Here is a 15255-nt window from a genome sequence, read left to right on the forward strand (position 1 = left end):
AGCCTGCGGCCTGGAAACCCCAGGTTCGTGTCAGGGAGGCCCCCATGCCCCGTGCCGGTCTCACCGCGGACCGTCTCGTCACCGCCGCTGTCGAACTCGCCGACGAGGCCGGGTTCGAGAACGTGACGCTGTCCGGGCTGGCACGCCGGTTCGGGGTGAAGGACGCGAGTCTCTACTCGCACGTCAGGAATCTCCAGGACCTGCGCACCCGGATGGCGCTCCGGGCCGGCGGCGAGCTGATCGACCGCATCGCGGTGGCCGTCGCCGGACACGCCGGCAAGGACGCGCTGACCGCGTTCGCGGGCGCGTACCGGGCGTACGCCCTGGAACACCCGGGCCGCTACGCGGCCACCCAGACCCGCGTCGACCAGTCCCTCGTCGCCGGCTCCCCCGCCCTGCGCCGCACCGCCGAGATCACCTACGGCATGCTTCGCGCCTACGGCCTGGAGGAACCCGACCTCACCGACGCCGTACGCCTGCTCCGCGCCACCTTCCACGGCTACTGCGTCCTGGAGGCGGGCGGCGGCTTCGGCGCCCCCCGTGACGTACAGCGGTCCTGGGACCGTGCCGTCGACGCCCTGCACACGGCTCTGACGCACTGGCCGGGTGAGGAGAACGGCGGGGAGATGAGTGAGCAGAGGGGCAACTCGCCTGCGTGAGCACGGCCGGCGCCCCGCCGGCCACGGTCAGCGCCGCTCCGGAGGGCCGGCCGCCAGCGCCCGCACCTCGTCGTACGACGGCACCGTGCCGCCCGGCACGCTCCCCGCGCGGATCTGCGTGAGCGCGTCCACGGCCGCGCCGAGCGCCTGCCGGTAGAGCAGGGAGCCGAGGCTGATCCGGCGGACGCCCAGGTCGGCGAGGTGGTGGACGGAGGGGCCGGCGGGCGAGTAGAGGATGTTGAGGGGGATGCCGCCGAGGTCGCGGACCAGGGCGGCGATCTCGGCGGGATCGGTCAGTCCGGGCACGAACACGCCGTCGGCGCCCGCCTCCCGGTAGGCCTCCAGACGGCGCGAAGTGCCCTCGCCGTCGCTCAGCCAGTACGTGTCCGTGCGGGCGTTGACGAACAGGCCGGGGGCCGCGGACTTGACCGCCGCGATCTTCTCGGCGTGCAGGGCGGGCGAGCCCAGGCCGTCCTCCAGGTTGATCCCCACGGCACCCACGACGGCCAGCTCCCGCGCGAACTCCCCCACCTCCTCCGGGTCCTCCCCGAAGCCGCCCTCCGCGTCGACCGACACCAGGAAGGGTTCCGCGCCGAGGGCGAGGGTGAGGCGCAGGGTCTCGTCGCGCGTCGCCGCTCTGCCGTCCGGCAGCCCGGCCGCCGCCGCGACCCCGAGACTCGTCGTGGCGATCGCGTCGAATCCCAGCCCGGCGAACAACCGGGCCGAGGCGTGGTCCCAGGCGTTGGGCAGGAGGAGCGGGTTCCCGGCGCGGTGGAGGTCGGCGAAGGCGGTCATACGGGAACGGTAGAGCCGACTCCGTTCGGCGGCTGCCGAAACGTCCTGGCGCTGACGGGCTCCCGCCCGGTCCCGGGCCGAGTGTCCGCGTAAAGGCCGGCAGCGACCGCTGACCATCCCGGAACCGGACTCGATGCCGTCAAGGATGTCGCAGGCCATGACCCGGCTGGCGCAGCGCTTCGGGCGTCGGCCGGGCGTGCGAGGTCACACTGCCGTGACTGCGTGGACCAGGGGCTGTCGCTCCGGTCGTGAACGGAGCCGGATGAGGAGTCCGGCTGCGGCTGCGGCTGCGACTGCGGTGCCCGGAAAGACGTATCCGCGCATGTCTCAGCTCTGATTCACGCCCTGCTTGGCGGCCGTCCCGGACCGCTCCGCTCACACCGGCCGCACGTCCACCCCGTCGGCGTCCAGGCGGACCCGCAGCGCGGGACCCGCGCTCCAGCGGACCTCCAGCACCCCGCTGCCGGCGTCCACCGCCACGCACACCGACTCCGCGAGCGGCTCGGGGTCCGGTTCGCCGGTGAGGCGGGCGAGGGCGACGAACAGCGTGCCGTCGTCGGCGGTGACACCGCTGGCCGTGTCGGACAGGCCGTGCACGGGAAGCAGTTCGGCGCGTACGCCGTCCCGCGCCGCCCACCCGGTGACCCGTACCGGCGTACCGGGGGCGGCTCCCGTCACCAGGTGCGCCCGCAGCTCGGCCGCCCCGTGCGCGAGCACGACACTGGTCACCCGCGCTCCCCCGCCCGCCGAGTGCCGTGAGGCGACCCAGCCGTCGCCGACGCCCAGCGGCACGATGTCCGTACGGCTCGCGTCGCCGCCGACGATCACGCTGTTGTCGTACGACGGGTCGGGCCGGGTGGCCGTCGAGTAGGCGAGGCGGGTGTAGTACGGGTCGTAGCGGACGTCCTCGCTGCCGTGGTTGTGAAGCCGGACCAGCCCGTCCGAACGTGTCGACTGCAGCAGCCAGTTGGGCGGGCCGACCGGGGTGACGGCGTCCTCGCGCTCCGCCGGGCCCGGCTCCTCCACGGCCGTCCAGACGGGGTGGTCGGGCGGGAGGAGCAGGCCGAGGAAGCCCTTGCTCGCCCAGTAGGGGGAGGCGGGGCCGGAGTAGTTCTGCAGCACGGACTCGTCGGGGCCGTGCCAGCCGAGGGTGAGCAGGCCGCGCTCGTCGACGGCGCCCCGGTCGAGGAAGTACTTCAGGGCGCCGGAGGCCAGGCGGCGGGTCTCGCCGGGCGGGAGCGGGGTGTGGCCCGTCAGCGCGCCGAGCCAGAGGGGCGCGGTGGTGGCGAAGCGGTAGGTGAGGGAGCGGCCCTGGTGGAGGGGGGCGCCGTCGGCGGCGAACAGGCGGGCGTAGTCGGCGAGGTGTTCCGACAACCGTCGACCGTATACAGCCGACAGCTCACCGTCGTCCGCCAACCATGCGTGGAGGACTGGATACAGGTGCATCGCCCAGCCGTTGTAGTAGTCGAACTTCCGGCCGTCGCCGTCTGTATACCAACCCTCGCCGACATACCACTTCTCGATGCGCTCCAGCCCCCGGTCGATCGCCGCCCGGGACGCCGCCGTCTCGTGGCCGATCTCCTGGAGGAAGCCTCCGACGGTCACCGGGAACAGCTCCCAGTTGCAGGGCCACGCCTCTGCGGTGAGCGCGTCCGCGAGCCAGTCCGCCGCCCGCTGCCGCACTCCGTCGTCCAGCCGGTCCCACAGCAACGGCCGCGTCAGCCGCAGCGCGAGCGCGATCGACGCGGCCTCGACCAGGGGCTGGGTCCGGCTCTCGACACGGGGCCAGACACCCGCGGCGCCGGCCGCGAGCCCGTCGGCGTAGCGCTGCAGCGCCGTCTCGTCACGGCGGAAGGCCGCCAGCAGCAACGTACGGGCGTACCCCTCCAGACCGTCGGAAAGACGACCGGACCAGCTCTCCCGACCGCCTGGGAGGTGGTACAGCGCGAAGTCCTCGGTGGCGTACGGCTCCACCGCCGCGAGCAGCGCGTCGGCTGCCGCCTCCCAGTGGGCGCGGGTGAGGCCGGTGTACGGGCTGAGGGTGCGGTCTTCGGGAGGCAGCTGCATCGGTCCTCTTTCCGGTCTTCTTCCCCGTCTTCTTTCCGGTCCTCTTGCCAGGCTTCTTTCCGGGCCTTCCGGGCCTCGATTTCGCGGGTGGATGCCTCGCTCCGTACTCACGCAGAGAGAAAGCCCGGCCACCACGGCGGGACGTTACCCGGGCACAGGGGTGCGGGATAGAAGTCCGGCATGCCGCGCCACGTCACGAGGAACCAAACAGCAGTGTCATGCCGTTCGCCGCCGCATCGCCCCCTACGTCCCAGGCGGCCCAAGCCCTGCCTACAGCGGTGACGGGCAGTTCTCGGTAGCTCCCTCGGGGGAGGCGGATCGTTCGTGCGGATGACGTACGTCGGCGCGGTTCGGAAGATGGTCGAGTCATGTCGATCACGCGTTCTCCGGACGACACGGTGCCTCACGTCCCGCGCGGTGCCGTCCGTCACCACCTGAGCAAGTGGCCTGCATACGCCGCTGTGGCGTGGGGGGTCTCGTTCGCGGTACCCAGTTTCGTCTGGGCGACGGGCAGTACCTTCGGCGCGCGGTCGACGGTGTCGCCGTCGCTGGTGAAGCTGGCTCGCGACGGAGTGCCGTGGTTCGTCGCCGTCCTGGTGGTCACCGGCCTGCTGAAGCTCTTCGGGGCGCTGGTCGGCTTCGGCCTGACGCGACCGCGGGGTTCGCGGATCAGCCGGCTCCTGGTGTTCTGCGGCGGTGGCGCGGCGGCCCTGCTCACCTGGCACGGTGGCCTCTTCGTCGTGCACGGTGTGCTGGTCGAGGCGGGAGCGCGCGCCGTCGAACCGGATCTGGCCGCCCTGACCGACTGGTACCTCTGCCTCTGGGGGCCGTGGTTCATCGTCGGCGGTCTGGCCTTCGCCGGGGCCACCGCGCTGTACGTCCGTCCCCGCGACGACCGGCGAAAGCTGCGGCTCCATGGCGCTGTGGGCGCGCTCGCCGCCCTGGTCCTGTCAGTGGCGGCAACGGCTGCCGGGGTCGGTTGACCCAACGCCCTGCGCTCCCGCGCCCACACACCCCCACGCCCCACACCCCCACGCCCCCACGCCCCCACGCCCCCGGCCATGCGCGGCCACCCCGGCCCTGCCGACCGCCGCATGGACGGGACTGGGACTTCCTCGGGCGGACACTGACCTGGGGCGCCCCGGTTCCGGTCGGGGCGCCCCAGGGGCTCATCCCGCGCGGACCAGGCCGCGCGGTACCAGATGCTGGGCGAGGAGCTCATCGCGCACCAGCTCCGCGTACATCGTGGCGCCGTGTACGGAGGTGTGGGTGTTGTCGCGCTTCTCGTTGTAGAGGTACAGCGCCTTGGACGCCTCGACGCCCAGCGATTCCACGACCGCCTTCGTCTTCGCCGTGAGGTCGATCAGCGGCACCCCCTCGGCCGTGGCGACGGAGCGGAGGACGGCCGGGTGGTCGACGCCGAGGCCGTTGACGAGCAGGGCGGTGTTGTTGTTCAGGGTGCCGTCGGCGTTGAACCAGCGGCGCACGATCGGGGTGACGAGCACTGGCTCACCGCCCTTCTCGCGGACACCGGCCACCAGCGCTTCGAGGTTGGCCCGGTAGCTGGTCTCGTCGGTCGTCTTGTCGTTGTGGGCGAGCTGGATCAGGACCAGGTCGCCGCGCCGGATCTGCGGCTGGACGGTGGCCCAGAGCTGCGGGTTCCGCAGGAAGCTGACCGTGCTTTCGCCGGAGTCGGCGTAGTTGGCGACGGACAGGCCCTTGCGCAGGTACTGCGGCAGTTGCTGGCCCCAGCCGGTGTACGGGTCGCCGGGCTGGTCGCAGACCGTGGAGTCGCCGACAAGGAAGATCTGCCGGGTGTGCCGCGCGGGGGTGACACGGATGTCGGCGAGGGCGGGGGCCGCGCCGCCGATGACGAGGTCGAGGCCCGGCGTGCCGGCCGGTCCGGTGGGCTCACCCTCGGGGGTGCGGACGTTCACCGTGAAGGTGCGGGCGACGCGTTCTCCGGCCGGGGCGGCGGTCTCGGGGAGCAGGGCGCGCCGGGTCTCGCCGCCGATGCGAGTGCTGGACGCCGTGTCGCCGCCGAGGAGGACCTTCACGTCGTACGTGCCGGGCGGGACGTCGAAGTGGCAGGCGTCGGCGGTGCAGTTCTCCGGTCCGAGCGACGACGCGGTGGGGACCTCGGCGTTCCCGGCCTGGGCGCTCCCCGCGTGGGCGGGCACCGCGGACAGTACGGTCCCCAGGGTCGCCACCACCAGCGCGGCGATGCTGAAACGTCTCACTTCCGGCTCCTCGATCACGGACGACGGGTCTGGCGGTGGACCGTATCGCGCCCGGCAAGCGCTTTCTAGCCCTCAGGCAGTTTTTACACAACTCTCAGCTTCGACTGCGTGAAAGCTCTTTCGCGAAAACGATTCAACTGTCACCCTGCCAGTCACCCGCACCCCCCTCACCTCCCGAAGGAGGCACCCCCATGCCCGGATCCGCGAACCGACCGGTCGGACGCCGCAGCCTGGTCCTCGGCGCCGCGGCCGCCGCCGGCACGGCGGCCCTCGGCGGCCCGCTGGCCGGCTCCGCGGCCGCCGCGGCCTTCGGCTGGAGCGACGACGGCGCGAACTACGTCGTCGACACCGGCGCCCAACTGGTCTTCAAAGTCAGCAAGTCCAACGGCGATCTGACCTCGCTGGTCTACCGGGGCACCGAGTACCAGGGCTACGGCGGCAAGAACTCGCACATCGAGTCCGGCCTCGGCAGCTCCACGGTGACGATCCGGCAGTCCGGCTCGACCATCCTGATCTCGGTCGCGTACGGCACGCTGCGGCACTACTACGCGGCCCGCAGCGGCGAGAACAACATCTACCTGTGGACCGACAAGGCCGACGACTCCGTCTCGGCGACCCGCTTCATCCTGCGCGTCAAGGCGGGCCTCTTCCTCAACGACGAGCCCGACTCGTACACCTACGCACCGACCGCCATCGAGGCCTCGGACGTGTTCGCCAAGTCCGACGGCCAGACCCGCTCCAAGCACTACTCGAAGCTGCGGGTCATGGACTACGACTACGTCGGCTGGACCGGCGGCGGCGCGGGCCTGTGGATCGTACGCAGCAACCACGAGAAGGCGTCCGGCGGACCGTTCTACCGCTCCCTGCTGCGGCACCAGAGCGCCGACGGCGGCGGCCTGTACGAGATCCTGTACTACGGCCAGAACCAGACCGAGGCCCAGCGCTTCGGTCTTCAGGGCCCGTACGTCATCGCCCTCACGGACGGCGGCGCGCCCTCCGCCTCGCTGTTCCCGGGCACGCTCACCACCCCGTGGGCGGATTCGCTCGGTATGCCCGGGTATGTCGGGACGAGCGGCCGGGGGCGGGTGGCCGGCGTCGGGATCAAGGGCCGGAACACCGCGCATGCGTACACGGTGGGGCTCGCCAACGCGACGGCGCAGTACTGGGGAGCGGCGCGGGCCTCGGACGGCTACTTCTCCGTCGCCGGTGTACTGCCGGGGGCGTACACGCTGACTGTCTACAAAGACGAGTTGGCTGTATACAGTACACAAGTGACGGTGTCCGCAGGATCGACGACCACCCTCAACACCATCGCCATACCGTCGACGAACGACCCCGCCAACGCGAGCGTCATCTGGCGCATCGGCGACTGGACCGGCACGCCGAAGGGCTTCAAGAACGCGGACCTGATGACGTACGCGCATCCCTCGGACGTCCGGGCGGCCCCGTGGACCGGCAACGTCGTCATCGGCAGCGGCACGGAGACCTCGGCCTTCCCCTGCTACCTCTGGAAGGACGTCAACAGCGGCATCGTCGTCCACTTCCGGCTGACCGCCGCCCAGGCCGCCGCCGCACACACCCTGCGCATCGGGGTGACGACGGCCTACGCCAACGGCCGTCCGCAGGTCGTGGTCAACGACACCTGGACGTCGGCGATCCCCTCACCGCCCACCCAGCCGAACACCCGGTCGCTGACCAACGGCTCGTACCGGGGGAACAACCACACGTTCACCTACAGCGTCCCGGCGAGTGCCTGGCTCACGGACACCGGCCAGTACAACACGCTGAGGATCAACGTGGTGAGCGGTTCGGGGACCACCTCCTATCTCAGTGCCGGCACGGCGATCGACGCGATCGACCTGCTCGCCTGACCTTCGCCGGGGCAGCACCGGTCACGTCAGTTGCCGCGCGTCCACTGCTGGTTGGTGCCGCCGTTGCAGGCGTACGTGATGATCGCGGCGCCGTTGGCGGTGGACCCGCCGTTCACGTCGAGGCATTCGCCCGTCGCGCGGGACCTGACGGTGACGTAGGAGCCGGTGGTGGTCAGCGACCACTGCTGGCTCGTCGCCGAGCCGGCGCAGTTCTCCTGGGTGACCGTGCTCGCGTTCTCCTGCACGCACAGGGAGCTGTGCCGGGCGGCCAACTGGTAGTAGCCACCACCGACGGACCTGAACCAGTACTTCTGGTTGTTGCCGCCGTTGCAGTCGTACTGCTTGATCTGCGCGCCGGCCCACTGGGACTGGCTGGTGACGTCCGCGCACCGGCCGGAATGCCGGGCGACGAGCGTCTGGTAGGCGGCGCCGGTTCCCGTGACCGTTCCGGCGGCCGTGTCGACGGTGACCTCCGGGGTCCAGGACATCGACATCGAGGTGGCGGTCGGGAAGGTCAGGGGGAGCCAGACATAGCGGGAGTCGCCGACCGTGCCGCCGAAGGAGTTGCCCCAGCGGTCGCCGAGGTAGAGGTAGGACGTGGCCGTGGATCCCTGCAACGGTAGAACGTATGCAGTCTGCGATCCGTAGGCGGTCGTATCCCCCACATTGGTCATCGACGACCATGGGCCGGTGAGGCTGGTGGCCGTGGCGTACTGCTGCTGGTTGGGGTTCCAGCCGGTCGCGCCCGAGGTGAGCATGAAGTAGACGCCGCCCCGCTTGAAGAGGGCGGGTGCCTCGCGGTGGCCGCCCGGCCACGGGTTGGCGACCAGGCTCGCGACGCCGGTGTAGTCGGCGGTGAGCCGGTAGATGTGCAGGTCGTAGTTCTCGCGGGCCGCGGAGACCATGTAGCCGGTGCCGTCGGTGTCCACGAAGACGGTGATGTCCCGGGACATGTGCTGCCCGAGCGGGCGGAAGCTGCCCTGCCAGGTGTAGTCGCCGTCGACGGTGTCGGAGACGGCGACGGCGGCGCGGGCCTCGCCGTAGTCGGAGCCGTTCTCCTTGTGCATCCACATCACGAACTTGCCGGTGGCGACGTTGTACATCACCTTCGGGCGTTCGATGTTGGCGACGGCCAGCTCGGGGTGGGTGGACTGGGTCAGCACGTGGTTGCGGAACTCCCAGTTCTTCAGGTCGGTGGAGCGGTAGGCGTCGACGTAGCGGAAGGTGTTGTCGGCGTTGCGGTGCTCGCCGAACCAGTAGTAGTAGGAGCCGACCTTGACGATGCCGCCGCCGTGGGCGTGCACGGGGTTCCCGGAGATGTCGGTGAACTGTGTGCCGTTGCTGATCACCTGGGGTGCGGCCCGGGCGGGGCCGGCGGTGGCGAGGGCGCCGATCAGGCTCAGGCAGACGGCGAGGAGGACGGCGTACACGCGTCTCATCTCAGTCCTCCGCCCGTGCGGGGGTGTCGGCGACCGGGATGCCGAAGTCCGGGGTGCCGTCCGGCTTCCAGCCGAGCTTCTGGATCCGGGTGTGCCGGTTGGGGTCGTTCAGCGGATCGCCGACGATCTCCTTGTACTGGCGGGCGTGGTAGACGAGGACGTCGGTGCGGCCGTCCTCGGCGACGGTGAAGCAGTTGTGGCCGGGCCCGTACTGCTTGGTGGAGTCATTGCTGGTGAAGACGGGGACCGGTGACTTCGCCCAGCTGGCGGGGTCCATGAGGTCGCTGCCGGCGTCGGCGGTCAGGAGGCCGACGCAGTAGTTGTGGTCCGTGGCGCTGGCGGAGTAGGTCATGAAGACGCGGCCGTTGCGCTGGAGGACGCAGGGGCCCTCGTTGACCTTGAAGCCGACGCACTCCCAGTCCAGTTCGGGTGTGGACAGCCGCACTTGCGGGCCGGTCAGCGTCAACGGGTCGGCCATCTCCGACAGCCACAGCGCGGTGTTGTTGCCCATACCGGGCTCGTGCTGGGCCCAGGCGAGGTAGCGGGTGCCGCGGTGGGTGAAGGTGGTGGCGTCCAGGGAGAAGGTCTCCCAGGCGGTCTTGATCCGGCCCTTCTCGACCCAGGTGCCGCGCAGCGGGTTCGGGTGGGCGTTCTCCAGCACCCAGATCCGGATCTGCCAGACATCCTCCTTCGGCGCGGCGGCGAAGTAGATGTACCACTTGCCGTCCACCCGGTGCAGTTCCGGCGCCCAGATGTGCGCGCCCATGTCACCGGAGGGGTGCGCCCGCCAGATGACGGACTCGGCGGCCGTGGACAGGCCGTTGAGCGTGCGGGAGCGGCGCAGGACGATCCGGTCGTACTCGGGGGCGGTGGCGGTGAAGTAGTAGAAGCCGTCGGTGTGCCGGTTGATGTGCGGGTCGGCGCGGTTGAGGACCAGGGGGTTCACGTACGGGGCTGCCTTGGGGGATGTGGTGGACGGAGCCGCCGACGCCCCGGCGGGGGCGGCGGCCAGGGCGCCCGCGGCGAGGGCGGCGCCCTTCAGGACGAGTCGGCGGTGGGGGTGGTGGGGAGTGAGGGGACGGTCGTCGGCGCGGCTCATGCAGACTGCCTCTCGATGCTTCGATTCGAAATTTCGGATACCATCTGCTATTCCGAACGCGCACAAGGTATGGGCGCGTTGGGGACAGGTCAACGGGTCCGGTGGGGCAGGTGGCCGCACCGTGAGCGGGTCGCCTCGTGACCGGCCCCCGTGAGAGGGTCGGCCCGTGACCTGTGACGTGTGCGGACACGAAATGCGGCGGGAGCCGGTGCCGGAGCCGCGGATGCGATGGGAGCCGCCGCTGAGGGAGCGGTGGTTCTGCGGCTGGTGCTACGCCTGGACCGACCTGGGACACCACCCGCACGAGGTCTCACGTCCGCAGTACGAGCCCCTGAGCCGGCGCTGGGAACGGGCGGAGGGACCCGAGCTGCCGGAAGCCGTCGCCCACGCCTACGGACACTTCGGTACGACCCTGTGCGGCATCGCCCACGACGGCCTGACCGCCAGCCCGTACTGGTGGCTGCCGGAAGCGCCGCACGCCTGTCAGGCCTGCAAGGAGACCGCGACCGTCATCGACCGGCGCTGGCCGGAGGAGATGCGGGACGGCGGACGGATCAATCCGGCCCCGCCCCCCGGTTCGCAGTGGCCCCCCTTCTGACGGCCGCCTGCCGGCAGGCCTCCGAGTCCGTGGAGACTTACCGGGCGATGTCTTGGCCCGCGAAGTCTTGGCCCGCGAGGTTCTAGCCTGCGAAGTCGTAGACGGCGAAGTCGGTGACCCGGCGGTATCCGACGCGCTGGTAGAGGGCGTTGCTGGTGGGGTTGGCCGCGTTCGTGAACAGCACGACCTCCTTGGCGCCCGCGTCCAGCGCGGCCCGGCTGACCTCGGTCGTCACGGCGCCCGCGTAGCCGCGTCCGCGCAGGTGGGGCGGGGTGTATACAGGATCCACCCGGGCTTGGCCGGCGACCATCGGGTTCACGCCCGCCATGGCGACGGGCGTGCCGTCCGGGGTCTCCCAGAAGGTGTAGCTCTTCTCGGCGAAGCGGGTACCGGCCCAGGAGGCGGCGTCGATGGTCACGGCCTCCCCGACGTCCGCGGCGAACTCACGGCACCAGCGCATGAGGTGTTCGTGGTCCCGCTCCCCGACGAGCCGGCCCCCGCCCTCGGGGAACGGCTCCGGCGGGGTGAGCGGGCCGAGCCGGTACAGGTGGAGCCGGACTCGGAGCGTCGGCGTCGCGCCCGTGCGCCGCTGCCAGGCCTCGGCGAAAGCGGCGGCGGTGCTGTGGTCCGCGCCGACGAACGGAAGGGAGTGCCCCAGGTCGAGCAGGTGAGCGGCGAGGGCGTCGGCCTGCCCGGGCGTGAGAGCGGTGACGCTCAGCCCTCGGGACGGGAACCGGTAGAAGATGGCGGCGACCTCGCCCGCCCGTTCCAGCCTGCCGAACACGGGGCCTGGAGTGCCGTACGCGGCAGCCCCCAGTGTGCGCAGCTTCTCGGTCACCGTCAGCGGCATGGTGTGCAGGACGGGGCGCGAGCGCAGGAAGTCTCCGGCTCGGGCGAGGAAGTCGTCGATGTCTTCGGTGAGTTGCCAGTCTGCCGGGCGCATGCTCCATGGTCCCTGGTGGAGTCGGCTGTGGGGAAGGACGGGGGTTCCGGCCTCGCCCGGTGGCCGATGTCCGGCCCGCTCAGCGTCCGCTCGGCGCCTCCGGAAAGCCCAGTAGGGGTGCGAGGGTCCGGGCCTCGGCGGCCCAGCCGGCCAGGAACGCGAGAGCCTTGCCGCGCTCGCGGTAGCGGAGTTCGGGCGAGACCGTACCGGCACCGCCGTAGTCCAGTTGTTCCTCGCCCGCGCGGGCCAGCATCAGCGCGGTGAGCCAGTCGTACTTCACCGCCGAGGCGCACACCCCCAGCCGGACGAGCCGTTCGTCGCCACGCCACCCGGTCTCGCGCAGGCCGTGCAGATACGCCTCGTAGGCCGCCGTCGCGTACTCGGGCAGGCGGTCGGCGGGGACGAACAGGTCGAAGACCGAGTCGGGCAGATAGTTGCCGAGGTCTTCGCCGAGTGCGCCGTCACCTGGGAACGCCCAGTCGAAGGCCACGCTGTCCGGGCCCGAGGAGCGGACGTTCGCGGGCCACATGTCGAGATGGGCGAACGTGCGGGGCAGGGACTCCATGATGTGCAGGAACCACTCGCGGTCGTGGCGCAGACGGACCATGGCGGTACGCAGCCCCGGCGGGAAGTGGTCGCGGACCAGCGGCTGCGCCCAGGCCGCGGCGTCGTCGAGCAGTTCCTGGCCGAGGGTGTTGGCGCTGACGTACTGGCGCAGGAAGCGGCGGCTCAGCCACGGCCGGCAGGCGGGCTCACCGGCTCCGTGTGCGGCGCCCAGCCGACGGGCGTGCTCGATGTGCCGGGCGAGCGGCCAGGCGGTGGCCGGTTCGCCGGGAACGTCCTCCAGCCACAGCGCGATGTCGCCGTCCGGCCGGTCGACGCGCGCCAGGAGGCGGGGTGCGCGGATGCCGTACGGCTGCCAGTGCCGGGCGAGGCCCGAGTCGTAGACGTGGGCCTCGCGGCGCCAGTAGTTCCAGTGCCGGGGGTCGTCGGAGGCGGCCCAGCGGCCGTCGGCCTCCTTGCGGCAGGTCAGCACCTTGAGTACGGCCGTACGCTCACCGCGGCGGACCCGCCAGACGCCTGCCGTCACGCCGTTCTTCGGGTTGTGCACCAGGGGTTCGAGGACGGGCCGGCCGGCGCCGCCGAGGATCTCGCGCGCTTCGGTGTCCGGGGAGGCAACGAGCATGCGGCCAGGTTAGTGGCGCTTGCTCGGGCTCCGGTCGGCTCCGGGGATCTCTCTCCGCTCCGTGCGGCTCCGCTCCGTGCGGATCCGCCTCGTGCGGCCGCGGGCCTCTCCTACCCGCCTCATCGACTAGCGTCGTGGCATGACCAGCGATACCCCCGCGCTCGCGGACGCCCTCGCCGCCGGAACGGTCGTGCTGGACGGAGGCATGTCCAACCAGCTGGAGTCCGCGGGGCACGATCTGAGCGACGAGCTGTGGTCGGCGCGGCTGCTCGCCGAGCGGCCCGAAGCGGTCGTCGAGGCGCACCTGGCCTACTTCGAAGCCGGCGCCGACGTGGCCATCACCGCCAGCTATCAGGCCACCTTCGAGGGGTTCGCCAAGCGCGGCATCGGGCGGGAGCGGGCGGCCGGACTGATCGCGTCGAGTGTGGAGTCGGCGCGAGAGGCGGCCCGGCGGGCGCGCGCCGGGGGCGCCGGCCGGCCGTTGTGGGTGGCGGCGTCGGTCGGGCCGTACGGGGCGATGCTCGCGGACGGGTCGGAGTACCGGGGTCGTTACGGGCTCTCGGTCGACGAACTGGAGCGCTTCCACCGGCCGCGCCTGGAGGTGCTGGCCGCCGCCGCGCCGGACGTGCTCGCGCTGGAGACGGTGCCGGACGCCGACGAGGCTGCGGCGCTGCTGCGGGCGGTGCGCGGGCTCGGGGTGCCGGCCTGGATGTCGTATACCGTCGACGGTGGACGGACGCGTGCCGGCCAGCCGCTGGAGGAGGCGTTCGCGCTCGCCGCCGACGTGGACGAGGTGATCGCGGTGGGCGTCAACTGCTGCGCCCCGCAGGATGTCGACACGGCGGTGGCGACGGCGGCCCGGGTGACCGGCAAGCCGGTGGTCGTCTATCCGAACAGCGGGGAGGCGTGGGACGCCGGGGCCCGTGCCTGGAAGGGCCGCTCCACCTTCACCGCCGCGCAGGTCGAGGGCTGGCGGGCGGGCGGGGCGCGGCTGATCGGCGGCTGCTGCCGGGTGGGTCCGCGGGCCATCGCGTCGATCGCGGACGCGCTGCGGACGGCGTGAGCCTCGCGCACCGCTCCCCCGCCTGACTCCGGCGCCCCCGCGCGGCCTCCGCACAACCTCCGCGCCGCCTCCTCGACTCCGTCACACGCTGCTAGCCTCCACGCACCGGGAAGGTCGGGAACCGGTTTCTACGCGTTCCCGCAGGTCCCCGGAGGCCGCTGCCGGGCCCGGCGGAAGGGGCGAGCGGGTATGACGAGGAAGAGCGGCGACGCCGGCCGCAGCACGATCCGGGACGTCGCGACGCGGGCCGGGGTGTCCGCGTCGACGGTGTCCCGGGTGCTGGGCGGCGAGTATCCGGTCAGCTCTTCGACGCGTACGCGCGTACTGCGGGCGGTGCGCGACCTTGACTACGTCGCCGACGCCCGCGCCAGAGCGGTCGCCGGTGCGGGTACGCCGTCCCTGGCGTTCGTACTGGAGGACATCACCGGCCCGACGTCCGCGCACATGGCGCACGGGGTGGAGCGGGAGGCCGCCCGGCACGGACATCTGTGCCTGGTGTGCAGCACGGAGGGCGACGTGCGGCACGAGCTGGACTTCGTGGAGATGATGCGGGCCCAGCGCGCGGCCGCCGTGATCCTGGTCGGTGGCGGCGCGGACAGCCCCGCGCACCGGGAGCGCACCCGCCGGATGGCGGACTCGCTGGCGTCGGCGGGTTCCCGGCTGGTGCTGTGCGGCCGGCCGCCGCTCGGGGCGGGGGCGCCGGTGACGGTCGTCGAGTACGACAACGAGGGCGGCGCCCACGCCCTGGTCGCGCACGTCCTCGCCCAGGGGCACCGGCGGATCCTCTTCCTCGGCGGCAAGCCGGACCACACGACGGCCCTGGGCCGCGAACGCGGCTACCTCGCCGCCCATCGGGCGCGCGCCGTCGAGCCGGATCCGGCGCTGCTGCTGCACGGCGACTTCACCCGCGACTCGGGCCACCGCCTGATGCGCCGCGCTCTCGCGGACGGGCTGGAGTTCACCGCCGTGGTGGCCGCCACCGACACGGTCGCCGCGGGCGCGCTCACGGCACTGCACGAGGCGGGCCTCGACGTACCCCGCGACGTATCGCTGGCCGGCTACGACGACATCCCCTTCGCCCGCGATCTGCATCCGGCGCTCACCACGGTCCGCGTGCCCTACGAGGAGCTGGGCCGGCTCGCCGTCCGCACCGCACTCGGCCGCACCCCGGACGCCCCCGACGAGCATCTGCTGCTCGGTACGCACGTGGTGGTGCGGGATTCGGTGGCTGCGGTCGGCTGAGCCTGCGGGCGGACAAGTCGGCTCGCCCTACGTTCCCGGAGCCGCTGATGGGC

At 72.0% G+C, this 15255-nt stretch carries 13 protein-coding genes; 6 read left to right on the top strand and 7 right to left on the bottom strand.

The annotated features are described in order from the left end of the window. Window positions 1-44 precede the first annotated feature (44 nt). Window positions 45-659, top strand: a complete 615-nt coding sequence (locus ACSU6L_RS08050) for a TetR/AcrR family transcriptional regulator (protein ID WP_437054977.1) — start codon at window positions 45-47, stop codon at window positions 657-659. A gap of 27 nt (window positions 660-686) precedes the next feature. On the opposite strand, the gene ACSU6L_RS08055 is transcribed toward ACSU6L_RS08050, so the two are convergent. Together ACSU6L_RS08055 and ACSU6L_RS08060 are read right to left on the bottom strand one after the other, a co-directional pair. Beyond that, window positions 687-1454, bottom strand: a complete 768-nt coding sequence (locus ACSU6L_RS08055) for an isocitrate lyase/PEP mutase family protein (protein WP_437054979.1) — start codon at window positions 1452-1454, stop codon at window positions 687-689. Window positions 1455-1829: 375 nt separating this feature from the next. Further along, the gene (locus ACSU6L_RS08060) at window positions 1830-3521 is read right to left on the bottom strand and encodes a DUF2264 domain-containing protein (protein WP_437054981.1); all 1692 of its coding nucleotides are present in this window, start codon (window positions 3519-3521) and stop codon (window positions 1830-1832) included. A gap of 368 nt (window positions 3522-3889) precedes the next feature. On the opposite strand from ACSU6L_RS08060, the gene ACSU6L_RS08065 reads away from it, so the two are divergent. Beyond that, window positions 3890-4504, top strand: coding sequence for a DUF3995 domain-containing protein (locus ACSU6L_RS08065; RefSeq protein ID WP_437054983.1), 615 nt, complete (start codon window positions 3890-3892; stop codon window positions 4502-4504). A 186-nt stretch (window positions 4505-4690) separates the two neighbouring features. Here the strand turns inward: ACSU6L_RS08065 and ACSU6L_RS08070 are convergent, their stop codons facing one another. Beyond that, on the bottom strand, window positions 4691-5761 hold the full coding sequence (locus ACSU6L_RS08070; protein WP_437054985.1) for a rhamnogalacturonan acetylesterase: 1071 nt from the start codon (window positions 5759-5761) through the stop codon (window positions 4691-4693). Between the two features lie 191 nt (window positions 5762-5952). Between ACSU6L_RS08070 and ACSU6L_RS08075 the strand changes: the two genes are divergently transcribed. Next, window positions 5953-7632 carry a rhamnogalacturonan lyase B N-terminal domain-containing protein gene (locus ACSU6L_RS08075; protein ID WP_437054987.1) on the top strand — a complete coding sequence of 560 codons (1680 nt, stop codon included), beginning with the start codon at window positions 5953-5955 and terminating at the stop codon, window positions 7630-7632. A 26-nt stretch (window positions 7633-7658) separates the two neighbouring features. Here the strand turns inward: ACSU6L_RS08075 and ACSU6L_RS08080 are convergent, their stop codons facing one another. After that, window positions 7659-9071 (bottom strand): RICIN domain-containing protein, encoded by a 1413-nt coding sequence (locus ACSU6L_RS08080; protein ID WP_437054989.1) that lies wholly within the window; start codon window positions 9069-9071, stop codon window positions 7659-7661. A 1-nt stretch (window position 9072) separates the two neighbouring features. Then, on the bottom strand, window positions 9073-10170 hold the full coding sequence (locus ACSU6L_RS08085; RefSeq protein ID WP_437054991.1) for a glycoside hydrolase family 43 protein: 1098 nt from the start codon (window positions 10168-10170) through the stop codon (window positions 9073-9075). Window positions 10171-10393: 223 nt separating this feature from the next. On the opposite strand from ACSU6L_RS08085, the gene ACSU6L_RS08090 reads away from it, so the two are divergent. After that, window positions 10394-10768, top strand: a complete 375-nt coding sequence (locus ACSU6L_RS08090) for a hypothetical protein (protein ID WP_437054993.1) — start codon at window positions 10394-10396, stop codon at window positions 10766-10768. Between the two features lie 82 nt (window positions 10769-10850). Here the strand turns inward: ACSU6L_RS08090 and ACSU6L_RS08095 are convergent, their stop codons facing one another. Both ACSU6L_RS08095 and ACSU6L_RS08100 read right to left on the bottom strand, forming a co-directional pair. Further along, a complete protein-coding gene (locus ACSU6L_RS08095) occupies window positions 10851-11711 on the bottom strand; it encodes a GNAT family N-acetyltransferase (protein ID WP_437054995.1) in 861 nt (286 codons plus the stop codon). Between the two features lie 79 nt (window positions 11712-11790). Further along, window positions 11791-12897, bottom strand: a complete 1107-nt coding sequence (locus tag ACSU6L_RS08100; protein ID WP_437054997.1) for an aminoglycoside phosphotransferase — start codon at window positions 12895-12897, stop codon at window positions 11791-11793. Window positions 12898-13036: 139 nt separating this feature from the next. Between ACSU6L_RS08100 and mmuM the strand changes: the two genes are divergently transcribed. Both mmuM and ACSU6L_RS08110 read left to right on the top strand, forming a co-directional pair. Then, window positions 13037-13960: a homocysteine S-methyltransferase gene (gene mmuM / locus ACSU6L_RS08105; RefSeq protein ID WP_437054999.1), complete on the top strand. Its 924-nt coding sequence runs from the start codon at window positions 13037-13039 to the stop codon at window positions 13958-13960. A gap of 189 nt (window positions 13961-14149) precedes the next feature. Beyond that, on the top strand, window positions 14150-15202 hold the full coding sequence (locus ACSU6L_RS08110; RefSeq protein ID WP_437055001.1) for a LacI family DNA-binding transcriptional regulator: 1053 nt from the start codon (window positions 14150-14152) through the stop codon (window positions 15200-15202). The last annotated feature ends 53 nt before the right edge of the window (window positions 15203-15255 follow it).

Source organism: Streptomyces sp. enrichment culture, from assembly GCF_964272855.1.
Classification (GTDB): Bacteria; Actinomycetota; Actinomycetes; order Streptomycetales; family Streptomycetaceae; genus Streptomyces.

Bases quoted from the DNA above. Each gene is read 5' to 3' on its own strand.
- ACSU6L_RS08050 (WP_437054977.1), top strand. From the start codon at position 45: ATGCCCCGTGCCGGTCTCACCGCGGACCGTCTCGTCACCGCCGCTGTC.
- ACSU6L_RS08055 (WP_437054979.1), bottom strand. From the start codon at position 1,454: ATGACCGCCTTCGCCGACCTCCACCGCGCCGGGAACCCGCTCCTCCTG.
- ACSU6L_RS08060 (WP_437054981.1), bottom strand. From the start codon at position 3,521: ATGCAGCTGCCTCCCGAAGACCGCACCCTCAGCCCGTACACCGGCCTC.
- ACSU6L_RS08065 (WP_437054983.1), top strand. From the start codon at position 3,890: ATGTCGATCACGCGTTCTCCGGACGACACGGTGCCTCACGTCCCGCGC.
- ACSU6L_RS08075 (WP_437054987.1), top strand. From the start codon at position 5,953: ATGCCCGGATCCGCGAACCGACCGGTCGGACGCCGCAGCCTGGTCCTC.
- ACSU6L_RS08080 (WP_437054989.1), bottom strand. From the start codon at position 9,071: ATGAGACGCGTGTACGCCGTCCTCCTCGCCGTCTGCCTGAGCCTGATC.
- ACSU6L_RS08085 (WP_437054991.1), bottom strand. From the start codon at position 10,170: ATGAGCCGCGCCGACGACCGTCCCCTCACTCCCCACCACCCCCACCGC.
- ACSU6L_RS08090 (WP_437054993.1), top strand. From the start codon at position 10,394: ATGCGATGGGAGCCGCCGCTGAGGGAGCGGTGGTTCTGCGGCTGGTGC.
- ACSU6L_RS08095 (WP_437054995.1), bottom strand. From the start codon at position 11,711: ATGCGCCCGGCAGACTGGCAACTCACCGAAGACATCGACGACTTCCTC.
- ACSU6L_RS08100 (WP_437054997.1), bottom strand. From the start codon at position 12,897: ATGCTCGTTGCCTCCCCGGACACCGAAGCGCGCGAGATCCTCGGCGGC.
- mmuM (WP_437054999.1), top strand. From the start codon at position 13,037: ATGACCAGCGATACCCCCGCGCTCGCGGACGCCCTCGCCGCCGGAACG.
- ACSU6L_RS08110 (WP_437055001.1), top strand. From the start codon at position 14,150: ATGACGAGGAAGAGCGGCGACGCCGGCCGCAGCACGATCCGGGACGTC.